The organism is Variovorax sp. P4_D9 (assembly GCF_056401695.1).
Window position 1 is genome coordinate 16,590 of the sequence record NZ_JBFUIU010000020.1, and the last position, 15,074, is coordinate 31,663.

At 66.2% G+C, this 15,074-nt stretch carries 16 protein-coding genes and 1 pseudogene; 3 read left to right on the top strand and 14 right to left on the bottom strand.

All coding sequences use genetic code 11. The annotated features are described in order from the left end of the window. Positions 1-88 precede the first annotated feature (88 nt). Both AC1DY5_RS04070 and AC1DY5_RS04075 read left to right on the top strand, forming a co-directional pair. A pseudogene (locus tag AC1DY5_RS04070) lies at positions 89-643 on the top strand (AI-2E family transporter); the annotation flags it as partial. A 79-nt stretch (positions 644-722) separates the two neighbouring features. Next, entirely contained in the window at positions 723-1,049 is a 327-nt protein-coding gene (locus AC1DY5_RS04075; RefSeq protein WP_478108848.1) for a hypothetical protein, read from the top strand. A 50-nt stretch (positions 1,050-1,099) separates the two neighbouring features. Here AC1DY5_RS04075 and AC1DY5_RS04080 read toward each other — a convergent pair whose 3' ends face one another. Genes AC1DY5_RS04080 through AC1DY5_RS04095 form a run of 4 tightly spaced genes read right to left on the bottom strand, consistent with a single transcriptional unit; the run spans position 1,100 to position 5,136 of the window. Beyond that, positions 1,100-2,065, bottom strand: coding sequence for a PDR/VanB family oxidoreductase (locus AC1DY5_RS04080; RefSeq protein ID WP_478108813.1), 966 nt, complete (start codon positions 2,063-2,065; stop codon positions 1,100-1,102). 15 nt (positions 2,066-2,080) lie between these two features. Then, positions 2,081-2,854, bottom strand: coding sequence for an SDR family NAD(P)-dependent oxidoreductase (locus AC1DY5_RS04085; protein WP_478108815.1), 774 nt, complete (start codon positions 2,852-2,854; stop codon positions 2,081-2,083). A gap of 9 nt (positions 2,855-2,863) precedes the next feature. After that, positions 2,864-3,838: a Bug family tripartite tricarboxylate transporter substrate binding protein gene (locus AC1DY5_RS04090; RefSeq protein WP_478108817.1), complete on the bottom strand. Its 975-nt coding sequence runs from the start codon at positions 3,836-3,838 to the stop codon at positions 2,864-2,866. Between the two features lie 26 nt (positions 3,839-3,864). Next, the gene (locus AC1DY5_RS04095) at positions 3,865-5,136 is read right to left on the bottom strand and encodes a Rieske 2Fe-2S domain-containing protein (protein ID WP_478108820.1); all 1,272 of its coding nucleotides are present in this window, start codon (positions 5,134-5,136) and stop codon (positions 3,865-3,867) included. A 118-nt stretch (positions 5,137-5,254) separates the two neighbouring features. Between AC1DY5_RS04095 and AC1DY5_RS04100 the strand changes: the two genes are divergently transcribed. Beyond that, the gene (locus AC1DY5_RS04100) at positions 5,255-6,028 is read left to right on the top strand and encodes an IclR family transcriptional regulator (protein ID WP_478108822.1); all 774 of its coding nucleotides are present in this window, start codon (positions 5,255-5,257) and stop codon (positions 6,026-6,028) included. Positions 6,029-6,079: 51 nt separating this feature from the next. Here the strand turns inward: AC1DY5_RS04100 and AC1DY5_RS04105 are convergent, their stop codons facing one another. The 10 genes from AC1DY5_RS04105 to AC1DY5_RS04150 form a co-directional block, all read right to left on the bottom strand. Next, the gene (locus AC1DY5_RS04105) at positions 6,080-6,688 is read right to left on the bottom strand and encodes a glutathione S-transferase (RefSeq protein ID WP_478108824.1); all 609 of its coding nucleotides are present in this window, start codon (positions 6,686-6,688) and stop codon (positions 6,080-6,082) included. Further along, positions 6,685-8,415 (bottom strand): FAD-dependent oxidoreductase, encoded by a 1,731-nt coding sequence (locus AC1DY5_RS04110; protein ID WP_478108826.1) that lies wholly within the window; start codon positions 8,413-8,415, stop codon positions 6,685-6,687. The genes AC1DY5_RS04105 and AC1DY5_RS04110 overlap by 4 nt, the downstream gene beginning before the upstream one ends. Next, positions 8,412-9,146 carry an SDR family NAD(P)-dependent oxidoreductase gene (locus AC1DY5_RS04115; RefSeq protein ID WP_478108827.1) on the bottom strand — a complete coding sequence of 245 codons (735 nt, stop codon included), beginning with the start codon at positions 9,144-9,146 and terminating at the stop codon, positions 8,412-8,414. Before AC1DY5_RS04115 ends, AC1DY5_RS04110 begins: the two co-directional genes overlap by 4 nt. Before the next feature lie 16 nt (positions 9,147-9,162). Further along, on the bottom strand, positions 9,163-9,915 hold the full coding sequence (locus AC1DY5_RS04120; RefSeq protein WP_478108829.1) for an SDR family NAD(P)-dependent oxidoreductase: 753 nt from the start codon (positions 9,913-9,915) through the stop codon (positions 9,163-9,165). Between the two features lie 31 nt (positions 9,916-9,946). Beyond that, entirely contained in the window at positions 9,947-10,681 is a 735-nt protein-coding gene (locus AC1DY5_RS04125) for an ABC transporter ATP-binding protein (protein ID WP_478108831.1), read from the bottom strand. Further along, a complete protein-coding gene (locus AC1DY5_RS04130) occupies positions 10,674-11,438 on the bottom strand; it encodes an ABC transporter ATP-binding protein (RefSeq protein WP_478108833.1) in 765 nt (254 codons plus the stop codon). Before AC1DY5_RS04130 ends, AC1DY5_RS04125 begins: the two co-directional genes overlap by 8 nt. Beyond that, on the bottom strand, positions 11,435-12,379 hold the full coding sequence (locus AC1DY5_RS04135) for a branched-chain amino acid ABC transporter permease (protein ID WP_478108836.1): 945 nt from the start codon (positions 12,377-12,379) through the stop codon (positions 11,435-11,437). The genes AC1DY5_RS04130 and AC1DY5_RS04135 overlap by 4 nt, the downstream gene beginning before the upstream one ends. A gap of 5 nt (positions 12,380-12,384) precedes the next feature. Next, positions 12,385-13,287 (bottom strand): branched-chain amino acid ABC transporter permease, encoded by a 903-nt coding sequence (locus AC1DY5_RS04140; RefSeq protein ID WP_478108838.1) that lies wholly within the window; start codon positions 13,285-13,287, stop codon positions 12,385-12,387. A gap of 49 nt (positions 13,288-13,336) precedes the next feature. After that, entirely contained in the window at positions 13,337-14,545 is a 1,209-nt protein-coding gene (locus tag AC1DY5_RS04145; protein ID WP_478108841.1) for an ABC transporter substrate-binding protein, read from the bottom strand. A 43-nt stretch (positions 14,546-14,588) separates the two neighbouring features. Beyond that, positions 14,589-15,074: SDR family NAD(P)-dependent oxidoreductase (locus tag AC1DY5_RS04150; protein ID WP_478108843.1), on the bottom strand; the 486-nt coding region annotated here is incomplete at its 5' end.

Consider the following 15,074-nt stretch of genomic DNA (forward strand, 5'->3'; position numbering starts at 1 on the left):
CCGCCTCTTGGATCTGCTGATCCGGGCCGGCCTTCTCCTGGCCCTGGCGATGCTCTGTTATCGGGTCTTCGCGCCTTTCCTGACGCTGATGGTCTGGGCGCTGATCCTGGCCGTCACGCTTTATCCGATCCACCAGTCGCTGGCCCGCAGGATAGGCGGCCGGCAGGGGCTCGCCGCGACGGTCCTGGTGCTGCTGGCCATGGTGCAGATCGTGGCGCCGACCGCACTGCTGACGAGTTCGCTCGGCGATTCGGTGCATCGGCTGATCCAGGATGTGCAGATCAATTCCCTCCGGATTCCGGCCCTGCGGGACGGCGTTGCCGGCTGGCCGGTGATCGGCGAGAGGCTGCACGCTCTGTGGTCGCGCGCGTACGACGACCTGCCCGGCCTGGTGCAGAGCATGCAGCCGAAGATCGGCGACCTGGCGAAGACCGCCGTCGGCGTCGTGGCCGGCATCGGCGGCGAGTTGCTGATGTTCCTTGCCGCCGTCATCGTCGCCGGCATCGTGATGGCCCATGGCCAGGCCCGCGCCCGGGGCAACCAGGCGATCTTCGTGCGCATCATCGGTCCGGAACGGGGCGCGGAGTTCGCGAAGCCTTCCACCGCCACCATCCGCGCCGTGGCCCAGGGTGTCATCGGCGTCGCCTTCATCCAGGCCATCCTGGTCGGCCTCGGCCTGCTGCTCGCCGGCGTCCCATGGGCCGGGTCCTGTCGATGGTCGTTTGCTGGGCATCGCCCAGGTGCCGGCGCTGCTCGTCACGCTGCCGGCCATCGTCTACATCTGGACCAGCGGCGACCACAGCAATGTCGCGGCCGCCATCTACAGCGTGCTGATCTTCCTCGCCGGCATGGCCGACAACGTGCTCAAGCCGCTGATGCTCGGCCGCGGGGTCGACGCGCCGATGCCCGTCATCCTGATCGGCGCGCTCGGCGGCATGGCCGCGGCGGGCATTCTCGGCATGTTCGTCGGCGCCACGCTGCTGGCGCTGGGCTATCAGATCTTCGTGGGCTGGGTCGGGAACGGCCGGGACACGCGCGATGCCCCGTAGCGCACCGGCGCAGCCCCGCACCTGCTCGCTGTCGTGGCCGGTTCGAAGCCCTACAGGTCCAGCACCAGGCAGGGCGACTTCGACCGGGAGCAGCATGGGGTGAATTGGTCGTTCGACGCTTGCTCCGCGGGTGACAGGTAGAGGTCCTTGTGATCTGGCTCGCCTTCCAGCACCCTCGTCAGGCAGGTGCCGCAGATGCCCTGTTCGCACGAAGTCGGTATCTCCACGCCGGCCTCGCGCAGCATGTCGGATACCGTCCTGTCCTTGGGCACGACGACGACGCGCCCGGAACTCGCCAGCTTGATCTCGAAGCCTCGATCGGAATCCGACTTCACCGCCTCGGCCGTGAAGAATTCGTAGTGCAGTTGTTGCTCGGGCCAGTGGTGTGCCCGGGCCGTGCCCAGGACTGCGTCCATGAAGCCCTTGGGACCGCACACGTAGACGTGTACGCCGTCCCGAGGCTGCCTGAGCAGCGCCTGGAGATCGAGCATCTGCTCGGGCGGACCGTCGTCGAAGTGAAGGGTTGCTCTTCGCGCGAACGACGATGACCGGATGCGATCGTGAAACGCCATGCGATCGCGCGAGCGGGCCGCGTAGTGCATCTCGAAATCCGACCCCGCTATCGCCAGCCGCTCGGCCATGCAGAGAATCGGCGTGATGCCGATCCCACCGGCCAGCAACAGGCTTCGGGTGGCATGGTGGGCCAACCCGAAGTGATTCCTGGGGGCGCTGATCTCCAGCAGATCGCCTTCGTGAACCAGGTCGTGCATGGCCTTCGAGCCGCCGCGTGAACCGGGGTCTTTCAGCACGCCGATCAGGTAGCGGTGGCTTTCACTTGAGTCGTTGCACAATGAATACTGCCGGGTGATGCCGTTCGGCAGGCGGACGTCGATATGGGAGCCCGCCGAAAAAGGCGGCAGCGCCTTGCCGGCCGCATCGACCAGTTCGAAGGTGCAGATCCCGACAGCCTCCGTGGACTTGCGGCCGACCCGCACGGACAAGGTGGATGCGTTCATTTCCGTGCCCCCCACTCACATCACGTGGAGGCCGCCATCGACCATCAGGGTGGTTCCGGTGATGAACGACGCTTCATCGGAAGCAAGCCACAGGATCGGCCACGCAATCTCTTGCGGTACGGCCCAGCGCGCGAGCAGCGAGGTGTCCTGGCGCTCGCCCGCGAGCTTTTCGACCGTCTTGCCGGCGGCTTGCGCCTTGCCGATGTGGAAGTCAGTCAGCGTCGAGCCCGGACAGATCGCATTGACTCGCACCGCATGCGGAGCTTCCTCGAACGCCAGCGTCCGCGTCATGGCCAGCATGCCGGCCTTGGTGGCGTCGTACAGGCCCATGCCCTTGCGGCCAGTGACCGCATAGCAGGAAGACACGTTGACAATGCTGCCGCGGCCGCTCGCGCGAAGCGCGGGCAGCGCGACCCGGCAGTAGTTGGCGCTGCCGATCAGGTTGACACCGACGACCGACTCCCACTCTTGTGGCTGGGCATCGGCCAAGGCCGAGTAGTTGCGCATTGCCGCGTTGTTCACCAGGATGTCGAGGCTTCCGAATTGCTCAAGGACCTGCGCCACCGCCGTTTGCGCGCCGCCGGCATCCGACACGTCCGCCACGAAGCACTCGACCCGAGCGCCTCGATGGCCCTCTCGCACCGCCACTGCAGTCCTCTGCAGGGCCTCCAGGCTGGCGTCGACCAGCAGCACCGAGGCCCCCTCCGAGCAGAAGAGTCCGGCGGTCGCGGCGCCGATGCCGCCGCCGCCGCCCGTGATCAGGGCCACCTTGTTTGCAAGTCTGTTCATGGCGCTTCCTCAATCGGCCTTGGCGCCGGTGGCCTTGATGACCTTGCCCCAGCGCGCGATCTCGGTCTTGATCCAGTCGGAGAACTGTTCGGGCGTTCCTGCGACAACTTCGAATTCCATCTTCTGCAGCTGCGACTGAACGTCCGGGCTGTTGAGGATCTTCACGATCTCCTTGTTGTAGCGGTCGACGATCGGCTTCGGAGTACCTCCCGGCGCAAGGAAGCCGATCCACGACACGGCGACGAAGTCGGGATAGCCCTGCTCGATCATCGTCGGCACCTGCGGCATCGACGGGAAGCGCTTGTCACCGGAGGTGGCGATGACCTTGGCCTTGCCTTCCCTGACGAACTGCAGGATGTTTCCGGGCACCAGGAACGCAGCATCGACCTGGCCACCGATCAGATCGACAACGGCTGGGCCGGACCCCTTGTAGGGCACGTGGGTGATGTCGATGCCGGCAGCCGTCTTGAACATCTCCATGGTCAGGTGCGACGCGCTGCCCATCGAGACCGACGCGTAAGCCAGCTTCTTCTTCTTCGCCAGCGCAACCAGATCCTTGACGTTGTTGACCGGCACGCTCGGATGCACCGCGAGGAATTGCGGCGAGGTCACCGCCAGCGTGATCGGCGCGAGATCCTTGACCGGGTCGTAGGGCAGCTTGCTGAAGAGCGTCTTGTTGATCGCGATGGGGCCGTTGAACCCAACCAGAAGCGTATGCCCATCGGGAGGCGCCTTGGCGACTTCGTTGGCGCCGATGTTGCCGCCCGCGCCTCCCTTGTTCTCCACGATGACCGGTTGACCCAGGGCCTCCTGGAGCTTGGGCGCGACAAGTCGCGCGACGACGTCGTTCGTGCCGCCGACGATCGGCACGATGATCCGGACCACCTTGGTTGGCGCCCATTCCTGGGCGATGACCGGACCCGACGCGGTGGCCAGGGCGCAGCATAACGCCAGCGCCGAGCGACGCGTGAATACCATTGGCATCTTGTCTTCCTTCTGATGTTCTGGTGTCAGACCGAATAGACGGGCTGATCGGAGCCGTCCGCGAGGTGTTCTTGCGCCCATTCCTGCGGCTTCTGGTCGCGCGGAAGCAAGACACCCGCGGCGCGTGCACGCTGCTGCGCGGCGTTGATGGCCGGCGGCTCGGTGTCGGGCATCAGCGCCGTGACCGCCTCGTACAGCGAACGGCGCGCAGTCACGATGGCGCGGTCGGTCGGAAGCAGCTTTTCCTTCGCGTGATTCTGGATTGGACCCATGCTTTCCTGCAATGACGAGTCCTGCACCGCGAAGCCGAACACGCCGCTGTAGGCACGCTTTTCCTTCTGTGCCGTGCGGTCCATCAGGTAGTCGTTGTCCTTGTTCGCCTTGGTGCGGAAACTGCCGGGCTCATATTCGCAGTGGATGCCCCGGCCGGCCTCCATGTCGCGACGTTCTTCGTCGCTCAGGGGCTTGTGCGGGTGGAAGTTGATGCTCCAGGCCCAGCAGTTGTGGTCGTCGATGGGCACCCACACGTGGCCGGCAAGCGAATGCTGGCCGAACGGCGGGATCAGGGTGAACCAGGGAAACAGCCATTGCGTGATGCGCCAGTAGTAGGAATCGGGCTCCCCGTTGCGGCGGCCGTAGATCGTCATGCCGTAGTCGGTTTTCTCGATGTCGAACACGACGTTGCCGTCGGCCTTGATGTACTCGTTGGCCTTGGTGCCCTGATGCATCGGGTCGTCCTCGACCTCGAAGCTGTGCACGTAGGACACATGGGCGGTGTCGATGCCGCCTTCCATGGCCTGAAGGTAGTTGGATTCCTGGAGGCGCTTGGAAACGAAGACATGGCTCGCGGGCAGCGTGCACCATTCGACATCCGGCGGCGCCGGTTGCTTGTCCTTCGGGCCCATGTAGGCCCACACGATGCCGGCGCGCTCGATGCACGGATAGGCGGTGATGCCCATGTGCTTGCACGCCTGGGGTGCTGACGGAACGTCGACGCACTCCCCCGTCACCGTGAACTTCAGACCGTGGTACGCGCAGCGCAAGCCGTTTTCCTCGTTCCGGCCGAAATAGAGCGATACGCCGCGATGGGAGCAGAACTCGTCGATGAGCCCGGGGCGGCCGGAGCTGTCGCGAAAGGCGATCAGCTTTTCTCCGAGGATCTGGACCCGGACCTGTGGGCCGTCCGGCTCGGCGATCTCGCTGGATTGCAGGATCGGAACCCAATAGCGGCGCAGCAGGTTGCCCATTGGCGTTCCGGGGCCCGTTCGAGTTAGGGTCTCTGCCATTTCCTTGTTCATCGCGGGAATCTCCTGTGTGGTGGGTTGATGTGAGCTGTCCGCTCTGTGAGAATGCTGTCCATTGTACGGATTCCCTGTCCATGCAGCGACTAAACCTAGAGGTGTTAGGGTTATTGACATGACCGAACCATTGCAAATACAGGAACGCGCGTCCGAGAGCGTTCGCGCGGTCGACCGCGCGCTGGACATCCTGCTGGCGTTTCGGGGGGCCGATGACGGCCTCAGCGTTGCCGATCTCCTCAAGCGCGTGGACCTCAGCCGTCCGACGCTCTATCGCTTGCTTCACACCCTGGAAGCCAAGGGCTTCGTGACGTCCTCAGGTGAGCCGCAGCGCTTTCGCCTCGGGCCGTCCGTCGCGCAACTGGCTCACTTGTGGAATTCCGGCCTGAACCTGGCGGACATCGCCGAACCGGCGATGAAACGGGTGTGGGAAGAGACGAAGGAGACCGTTGCGCTGTTCGTGCCTGAAGGCCTGATGCGCTTGTGTGTCAAGGAGATACCCAGTCCGCATCCGCTGAGCTTTCGGCGCGGCGCGGGCTACCGCGAACGCCTGGTCCTCGGCGCCAGTGGAAGGTCCATCCTGGCTCAGATAGAAGAGCAGATCGACCTGGCGGAGTACGCGAAGGGCCTCGACATCGACCTCGAGCAATGCCGCGCGGAGCTTCTGAAGGTCCGGCGGCAGGGATACGCGGTGAGCAGGGACGAGTTGATCGAGGGCGCCGTGGCGATCGCCGCCCCGATCATGGACGGCTCCGACAGGGTCGTGGCTTCACTCGGTATCTTTGGCCCGAGCGTGCGTCTGGGGACGTCGAAGGTCAGTGAATTTGGCGCACTGCTCGTCCGAGAGGCGGCCGAGGTGTCCAGCGCGCTGGGTCGGAGCAAGCGCGCCTAGTCGTGGGCGGGCGTGCTGCGCCACTGCGCCGGGCAGCTCGATGTGCCGCGTTCAGAGCGACCAGCTGGCCTGCAGCGACGGACGCTTCGAGAACTCGGCGAACCACTCGGCCACCGCGGCATGCCGCGGGCGCCAGTCGAAGTCGCCAAAGCGCAGGTCGAGGTACCAGAGGGCGCAGGCCACGGCGAGGGTGCCGATGTCCACGCGCCCGGGTGCCAGCAGCGCGGGATTCGCGTTCAGGTGCGCCAGCGAGGTCTCGGCCTTGTCCAGCTGCGCGGCACGCCATTCGGGCCAGCGCAAAGCTTCCGGCCGCGCGACGTCCTCGTAGCGCGCCAGCAGCGCGCCATCGAGGATGCCGTCCGCCAGCGACTGCAGGGTCAGCGCGTTCCAGCGCGGCTCGCCGCTCGGGGGAATGAGCCGGCCGCCCGCCAGGCTGTCCAGGTACTCACAGATCACCCGGCTGTCATAGAGGACCTGGCCGTCCTCGGTGATGAATGTGGGAACCTTGCCCAGGGGATTCTTGGCGATGATCTCCTGATCGCGCTGGACCGGGTTCGCGTTCGACGGCAGCAGCTGCATGCGCTCGCCGAGGCCGAGCTCGTGCGCCACCACCAGGCACTTGCGAACGTAGGGAGAGAAGGGAGAAAAATAGATCTTCATGAGCCGATGGGTTCCGTCGTTGAGTGTTCAGGCGCCTTGGCGAGGTGCCGCCCAGCGATCCAGCCGAAGGTCAATGCCGGGCCCAGCGTGATGCCGGGCGCCGGGTACTCGCCGCCCATCACCGAGTGCATGTCATTGCCCGCCATGTAGAGGCCCGGAATCGGCCTGCCTTCGGCGTCGAGCGCCTGCGCATTCTCGTTGCATGCGATGCCCGCCGCGGTTCCGATGTCGCCGGCCACCACCTTGACGGCGTAGAACGGCGCGCGCCGCAGCGGCCCCAGGCAGGCGTTGGGCTTGTGATCGGGGTCGCCCAGATAGCGGTTGTATTCGGTGCTGCCCTTGCCGAAGTCCTCGTCCTTGCCGCCGGCGGCGTGGGCATTGAAGCGCGCAGCAGACGCCTCCAGGCGCGCGCCGTCGATGCCCAGCGATTCGCCGAGCGAGCCGAGGGTCGGTGCCCTGTGGAGGTAGCCGGCGCGGATCAGGTGCTCGCGCGGCCGGCCGCCCGGCAGCGCCAGGCCCATGCCCCACTTCTCCATGAAGTCGTGGTCGCAGACCAGGTACACGGGCAAGGACGGCACGGTCTCGTGCGAGCGGTACATGGCGCGCACGAACTCGTGATACGAGGTCGACTCGTTGACGAATCGCTCGCCGGCCTGGTTGACCGCCATAAGTCCGGGCTTGGCGCGGTCCCAGACCAGGTGCGGATAGCGCACCACGCTGCCGTCCGGCCGCTCCRGGATCGACACCGGCGCCCAGAACGCCGGGTTCGAATGGCCGCTGCCCATGGCCGCGCCGGCGTCGCGAGCCAGCGCGATGCCTTCGCCGCGATTGCCTTCCGGTGACATCGACCAGTTCCCGGTCGGCTGCGGATACAACTCGCTGCGCAGAGTCTCGCTCCATGGAAAACCGCCCGTGGCCACCACGACGCCGCGCCGCGCGCGCACCCGCACGGCCTTTCCGCCGCGAAGCAAGGCGACCCCCGTCACGCGGCCGTCGGCCCGCAGCAGTTGCTGCAAGGGCGCCTCGAGCCAGTAGTCGATGCCGCGATCCAGGACGCTCTTGAAGAGCCGTGCGGCGAGCGCATTGCCGAGCACCAGGCGGGTGCCCCGGTGGTAGCCGCGCAGCCGGTCGCCGAAGTAGCGAAGCACCAGCTTCATGCCCTCCCGCCAGGCCGTGAACGACTTGGTCACCGCCAGCAGGTACTTGGCGTCGGTCATCGTGATCATCATGCCGCCGAGCACCATGAACTCGGGCAAGGGATCGCGCAGCTCCTTGAAATGCCGGCCCAGCAGGCGGCCGTCGAATATCGCGGGATCCAGCGAGCGGCCGCCCAGCGCGGCACCTTCGCGATCGGGGTAGTAGTCCGGCGAATAGCTGCGCGCAACGAGCTTCACTTCGGTGTTGCGCTCGAAGAAGTCGACCATGCCGGCGCAGTTTCGCAGGAAGGCCTGCTGCATCGCGGCCGGCGCAGCGTCGCCCACGGTGCTGCGCATGTAGGTCCAGGCCTTGTCGAAGCTGTCCGGATGGCCGAGCTTCGCCGCCTGCGCGTTGAGCGGCGCCCATACCGCGCCGCCCGACACCGCGGTCGATCCGCCGACGCGGTCGGTCTTCTCGGCGATGAGCACGCTCCGGCCCTCGATGCTTGCGGTCAGGGCCGCCGCCATGCCACCGGTCCCCGCGCCGATGACGACGACGTCGTACTCGGCATCCCACGCTTGTGCATTCATGCCCCGGATCCGCCCAGGGACTTGCCACCGTCGACGAAGAGCACCTGGCCGGTGATGAAGCCTGTCTGCGGCGACACGAGGAAGGACACCGCTTGCGCGATGTCCTCGGGCCGCCCCGCCTTGCCCGTGGGCTGCAGGGCCAGCTGGGCCTGCAGCCGCTCGGGCGTGAGCGCGCGCAGGATCGGCGTGTCAATCAGCCCCGGGGCAATCGCATTGACGAGGATGCCGCGCGGCGCCAGCTCCATCGCGCTGGCGCGGGTGTAGCCCACGACCGCAGCCTTCGAAGCGACATAGTGCGGATGGTTCTTGGCACCCAGGTAGGCCCGCGACGCGATGTTCACGATGCGGCCGCCGTCGGGCATCGTCTTCGCGACCTCTTGCGTCAGCGTGGCGACGGCGATCAGGTTGACCTCGTAGGCGCGCCGGAAATCCGCATTACTGACCTCGAGGAACTTGCGCTCGTCGAAGATGCCCGCGTTGTTGACCAGCGCCTGCACCGGCGGAAGCGAACGCACCAGGCCGCGCACGGCGTCCTCGTCGGTGAGGTCGAGCACCCGGCACTGCACATCGAGGCCCAGGCCCGCCAGGCGCTGCGTCTCGCGCTGCGCGAGAGCTTCGTCGCGATCGACCATCACCACGGAGAAGCCGTCGCGCGCCAGGCGCTCGACGGTGGCCAGGCCCATGCCGCCGGCACCGCCGGTGACCAGGGCAATCGGATTCTTGCTGTTCATGGAAAAAGATCCTGTGTCATGCGGAAAGAAAGCCGCCGTCGACCGGCAGCACCACGCCATTGACGTAGCTGGCCATCGGCGAACAGAGGAAGACGACCGGGCCGACGATCTCCTCGACCTCGCCGCCGCGCGCCATTGGCACCCGCTTCATGTACCAGTCGGTGCCGCCCGGGACGGCCAGCTGCGGCGCCACCATCTCGGTCAGCATCAGGCCCGGCGCCACGGCGTTGGCGCGGACGCCGAACGGCGCCAGCTCGCGTGCCAGCACCTGGGTCAGCGAGCGCACCGCCCCCTTCGACGCCACGTAGCCGGCCGACGAGATGCCGCTCACGAAGGCGACGATTGACGACAGGTTGACGATGCATCCGCGGGTCTTCTTCAGGGCCGGGACGAAGGCGTGCGTGACATTGAAGAGCCCCTGCAGGTTGACCTCGATCAGCCGGTCCCAGACCTCCGTGGCCTGCGGATCGTCGATCCGCGACTTGCCCGAGATTCCGGCGTTGTTGACCAGCACGTCGATCGGACCGAAGCGTTCTTCGAGCGCCGTCGCGCAGGCCTGCACGGCGACGCGGTCCGTGACGTCGATGGCAACGCTCCAGGCCTGGCCGCCGGCGCCGACGATCGACGCGGCGGTCGCCTCGGCGCGCCCGAGGTCGATGTCGGCCACGATGACGCGCGCACCCTGCGCGGCGAAGCCGCTCGCGATCGCCGAGCCGAGGCCGCCGCCGGAGCCGGTCACGAGCGCCAGCTTGTCTTTCAATAGATCCATTTGATTGCTCCTGGGAGTGGAAGGCGGTGTTTCAAACGCCGAGGTAGGCCTTGCGTACCGCGGGATCGCTGGCGAGCTGGGCGGACGGCCCCTCGAGCGTGATCTCGCCGTTCTCGAGGATGTAGGCGTGGCTGGCGACGGCCAGGGCCAGCCGCACGTCCTGCTCGACCAGCAGGATGGTCAGGCCCTGTTCCCGGTTGAGGCGCTGGATCGACTCGAAGATCTGCTCGACCAGCACGGGAGAAAGGCCCATAGACGGCTCGTCGAACATGATCATGCGCGGGCGCGACATCAAGGCCCTGCCGATCGCGAGCATCTGCTGCTCGCCGCCGGACAGCGTTGCGGCGCGCTGGTCGATGCGCTCCTTCATCCGCGGAAACATCGCGAACACCTTGTCGAGATCCTCTGCCATCTCGCGGCGATTCCCGCGCAGGAAGGCGCCCAACTCGAGGTTCTCGCGCACGCTCATCTCCTTGAAGACCTCGCGGCCCTCGGGCACCTGCACCAGCCCGCGGYGCACTATCTCGTCGGACGGCAGCCGGTGGATGGCCGAGCCGGCGAATGTCACTTCGCCCGCACTCGGATGGATCAGGCGCGAGATCGCGTTGAGGGTGCTGCTCTTGCCGGCGCCATTGCTGCCCAGCAGCGCCACGATGGCGCCCTGCGGCACGCTCAACGACACGTTCGACAGGGCCTGGATGGCGCCGTAGGAGGCACTGATGCCGCGCAGCGTCAGCATGGGTTCGGCCACGGTGGTCTCAGGCATGCGCCGCTCCCTTGCCGAGGTAGGCTTCGATCACGGTCGGGTCCTCACTGATTTCCTTCGGCGTGCCCTCGGCGATCTTCTGGCCGAAGGACATCACGGTGATGCGGTTGGAGATCGACATCACCAGCTGCATGACGTGCTCGACCAGCAGCACGGTGATGCCGTCGCGCTGCGCAAGCTCGGTCAGCAGGCGGTCGAGGTTCTCGATGTCGCGGTTTCTCAGGCCCGCGGCAGGTTCGTCGAGCAGCAGCAGCCTGGGCTTCAACGCCAGTGCGCGCGCAATTTCCAGCAGCTTCTGGTGTCCGAAATCGAGCTCCTTGGCGCGCGTCAGACGGTCGTGCGTGAGACCCACGCGCTCGATCAAGCTGTCGACTAGGTCGCGGATCTCGCCACTGGGCCGGCGCAGCAGCCGCCCGAGCGTTCCGGCGCTGTGGGAATGGCATCCCAGCAGCACGTTCTCGTAGACGCTGAGGTCGCCGAAGAGCTCGAGATTCTGGAAGCTGCGGGCCACGCCCATGCCCGCCATGCGGGTCGGCGCGTAGTGGGTCACGTCCTCGCCGTCGATCCGGATCCGCCCTTCCGTGGGCTGGTAGTAGCGCGAGATGCAATTGAAGGTGGTCGACTTGCCCGCCCCGTTGGGTCCGATTAGCGCATGGATGGCGCCGCGTTCGACCTGGAACGAGAGGCTGTTGACGGCCACCAGCCCGCCGAAGCGCACCGTGATGCCGGACACCTCGACAAAGGGATTGCTGCTCATGACTGTCCCCCCTTCACCGCCTGGCGCGCGAGGCGCCGATTGCGGTCGGCGAACAGGCCCTTGGGCCGGAACATCATGAAGCCCATCAGGATCAGGCCATAGATGATCTCCTGCACCGACATCAGCTGACGCAGCAGCTCGGAGATCAGTCCGAAGGCGATCGCGCCGGCCACCGCGCCGCGCACCGACCCCATGCCGCCCACCACGACCATCGTCAGCACCAGGATGGTGGTCTGGAAGCCCAGGCTTTCGGGATGGATGAATGAGGTGAACAGGGTGTACATGCCGCCCGCGATGCCGGCGAAGGCGGCCGAGATCGCGAAGGCGCTCTGCTTCATCGCCTTGACGTTGATCCCCATAGCCATCGCGGCCACATCGCTCTCGCGCACCGCCCGCAGCGCCGAGCCGTATTGCGAGCGGGCCAACGCCACGGTCAGCCACAGCATCAGCGCCGCCAGCACCATCACGAACGGATAGGCCTGCAGGTCGTTGGTCAGCTTGTAGCCGAAGAGTTCGGCCGGCTGCATCTTCATGCCGTTGGAGCCGCCGGTGACGTTTTCCCAACTCAGGAAGACCCATTGCATGGCCTCGCCGAAGGCGAAGGTCGCCAGGGCCAGGTAGATGTCGCGCATGCGAAGCGCCAGGTAGCCGATGAAGAAGCCCAATACCGCCGACAGCAGGCCGCCCGCCAGGATGGACACGATGAAGGGCGGATGCCAGGCGGCGTTGATGAGCCCGGCGGTATAGATGCCGATGCCGTAGAAGGCGGCATGCGCCAGGGCGAACTGCCCGGCCTCGCCGATCACCACGTGCATGCCGAGCGCCAGCACCACGAAGACCATCAGCAGGTTCACGACGTACAGCACGTAGCCCGACACGGTGAACGGCAGCACGATCAGGATCAGGGCGGCAGCCAGCAGCGCCCAGTGGTCGCGGGTCATGGATTTCATACTTTCTTGACTTGCGGCTTGCCGCCCAGGATGCCTTGGGGGCGCACGATCAGCGTGACCAGGATGGCCAGGAAGGGGGCCACCACGATGGCATTGGTCGAGATGAACAGCCCCACCAGGTTCTCGACGATGCCGATGATCAGCCCGCCCAGCACGGCGCCGGGCAGGCTCGTGAAGCCGCCGACGATCGCCGCCGCGTAGGCCAGGATGGCGATGTGCGCGATGTCCGGCGTGATCAGCACCTTGGGCGTGATCAGCAGCGCCGCCAATGCCGAGATGACGCCCGACATTGCCCAGACCAGCATGCGGATGCGCGACAGGCGGATGCCCACGATCTGGGCCGCGCGCGGGTTCATGCCGACCGCGCGCATCGCCTTGCCGATGCGGGTGCGGCTGAACATGAGGTAGATCAGCAGCATCGCGACCACCGAACTGATGAAGATCGTGACGTCGAGCTTGGTAAGGAAGGCGTCGCCGATCATCACCGGGTCATTGGGCACGATCGAAGGCAGCGAGCGCGGCGTGTCGCCCAGTCCGGTCTGCCGCACCAGGCCCTTGAGGGTATAAGCCAGGCCGAGGGTCGCGATCACGAGTTGCGGACCCACGCCCTTCGAATGCGTGACCCGCTCCATGACGACGCGCTGGAAGATCGCCGCGCCGGCAGCCACCGTGATCACGGTCAGCGGAATGACGACCGCATACGGCAGGCCGGCGATCAACAGCAGGCAGAGGGCCACGTAGCCACCGATCATGAAGATCTCGCCCTGCGCGAAGTTGGGCACGTCGGTGGTCTTGAAGATCGCGACGATGGCGATGGCCAGCAGGGCGTACACACTGCCGGTCACCAGGCCGGACAGCACGCCCTGCTGCAGGAATAGCCAGATCTCGCTGAGGCTCATTGGGTGCGAGAGGGGCCCGCTCGCACGGGCGCCTCATCTCCTTGGTGAATTACTTGGGCTGGTAGGTCCACAGGCTGCGATAGGCGCCCGGAACCGGGGTCATCTCGCTGCCGTCGAACTTCAGGTAGATCGCCGACTTCTGGCCCGCATGGTCGGTGGGCGTGAGTTCGATCGGGCCTGCCATGACGTTCGATTCGAACTTGGTCTGCGACAGCGCCGTCAGGAACTTCTCGCGCGTCAGTTGCGGGCCGGCCGCCTTCAGCGCGTTGACCACCGTCATCGCCGACGGGATCCCGTAGGGCATGTAGGTCTGCGGGTAGCCGGGCTTGGCGGCGAGGTCGGGATAGGACGTCTTGTACATGTCGTACACCCACTTGAGCTTGGGGCCGCCGGCCACGTCGGCCATGACTTCCTGGAGGTAGACATTCTTGAACGCCTCCTTGTTGCCGACGTTCTCGACCAGTTGCTTGAGGTCGGCCGTGCCGTTCACCGCGATCACGATGGGCTTGGTCCAGCCCAGTTCCTGGGCCTTCTTGACTAGCAGGCTGACCGGCCTGGCGTAGGTGGTGATGAGAAGCACATCGGGATTGGCCGCGCGGATCTTCAGCATCGGGGCGGTGACGTCGGTCAGGTTCGGCGCCACCGACTGCACCTGCAGCTCGACGCCGATCTTCTTGGCCTGGAATTCGGCGGCCTCGAGATTCCAGCCGCCGTAGGCGTCGTCGTGGTTGATGTAGCCGATCTTCTTGGCCTTCAGGTGCTCGGCGGCGAACTGCACCATCGAGCCGCCCACGGCGCGCTGCGAGATCGAGAAGGCGCCGTAGATGTACTTGGACGGCGGATAGAGCGCGCCGTCGCCCGACGCATTGAGCATCACGAAGGGGATCTGCGAGCGCTCGACGTATTCGCGCGCACCGACCACGGCCGCGGAGCAGGAGCCGCCGTTGAGCGCGAAGACCTTGTCCTGTTCGGTCAGCTTTTTGACCGCGGCCAGCAGGTCGTTGGCGTTGCAGCGATCGTCCTCGATCACGAGTTCGATCTTGCGGCCATGGATGCCGCCTTCCTTGTTGACCTTCTCGTAGTACATCTTCGCCGCGTTCATGACGTCGAAGCCATAGGCCATCGAGTTGCCCGACAAGGGGCCGAAGAGGCCGATCTTGATGGTCTTGTCGGTCACGCCGGGTTCCTGCTGCGCGTGCGCGGCGCCGATGGCCAGGCTGCAGACGGCCAGCGCGGCGAGGGTCTTGAGTCGTTTCATGGTGTCTCCTTGGGATTGAATCTGCGAGGGGCTGGGTGCCTGTCTATTGCATGCGGTAGCCGCCGTTGACGTCGATGACATCGCCCGTGATGTAGGAGGCTGCCGGCGAGACCAGGTAGCTGACCGCCGCGGCGACGTCGTCGACCGTGCCGACGCGGCCGAGCGGGATGTTCTGGGCGGCCGCGGCCAGCGCACCGCTGCTGGTGACGGTGCTGCGCAGCATGTCGGTATCGATCAGGCCGGGCGCGATGACGTTCGACGTGATGCCGAGATGCGCCGCTTCGCGTGCAAAGGCCTTGGCGTAGCCGTGCACCGCGGCCTTGGCGCCGATGTAGGCCGCGCTCGAACGGTAGCCACCGAGCTGCGCGGCGACCGACCCGAAGAACACGACACGCCCGTGTTCGACGTTCGCGACCTCCCGCCGGCGAAGGTACTCGCGGCTGCAGAGAAATGCGCCCCGGGTGTTGACCGCGAAGCTGCGTTCCCATGTATCCATGGTCATGTCCTTGATGAGCGGGCGCTCGCCGCC

Coding starts and splice junctions, on each gene's coding strand:
- AC1DY5_RS04080 (WP_478108813.1), bottom strand. CDS start 2,065: ATGAACGCATCCACCTTGTCCGTGCGGGTCGGCCGCAAGTCCACGGAG.
- AC1DY5_RS04100 (WP_478108822.1), top strand. CDS start 5,255: ATGACCGAACCATTGCAAATACAGGAACGCGCGTCCGAGAGCGTTCGC.
- AC1DY5_RS04140 (WP_478108838.1), bottom strand. CDS start 13,287: ATGAGCCTCAGCGAGATCTGGCTATTCCTGCAGCAGGGCGTGCTGTCC.
- AC1DY5_RS04085 (WP_478108815.1), bottom strand. CDS start 2,854: ATGAACAGACTTGCAAACAAGGTGGCCCTGATCACGGGCGGCGGCGGC.
- AC1DY5_RS04120 (WP_478108829.1), bottom strand. CDS start 9,915: ATGGATCTATTGAAAGACAAGCTGGCGCTCGTGACCGGCTCCGGCGGC.
- AC1DY5_RS04135 (WP_478108836.1), bottom strand. CDS start 12,379: ATGACCCGCGACCACTGGGCGCTGCTGGCTGCCGCCCTGATCCTGATC.
- AC1DY5_RS04090 (WP_478108817.1), bottom strand. CDS start 3,838: ATGCCAATGGTATTCACGCGTCGCTCGGCGCTGGCGTTATGCTGCGCC.
- AC1DY5_RS04145 (WP_478108841.1), bottom strand. CDS start 14,545: ATGAAACGACTCAAGACCCTCGCCGCGCTGGCCGTCTGCAGCCTGGCC.
- AC1DY5_RS04130 (WP_478108833.1), bottom strand. CDS start 11,438: ATGAGCAGCAATCCCTTTGTCGAGGTGTCCGGCATCACGGTGCGCTTC.
- AC1DY5_RS04095 (WP_478108820.1), bottom strand. CDS start 5,136: ATGAACAAGGAAATGGCAGAGACCCTAACTCGAACGGGCCCCGGAACG.
- AC1DY5_RS04105 (WP_478108824.1), bottom strand. CDS start 6,688: ATGAAGATCTATTTTTCTCCCTTCTCTCCCTACGTTCGCAAGTGCCTG.
- AC1DY5_RS04115 (WP_478108827.1), bottom strand. CDS start 9,146: ATGAACAGCAAGAATCCGATTGCCCTGGTCACCGGCGGTGCCGGCGGC.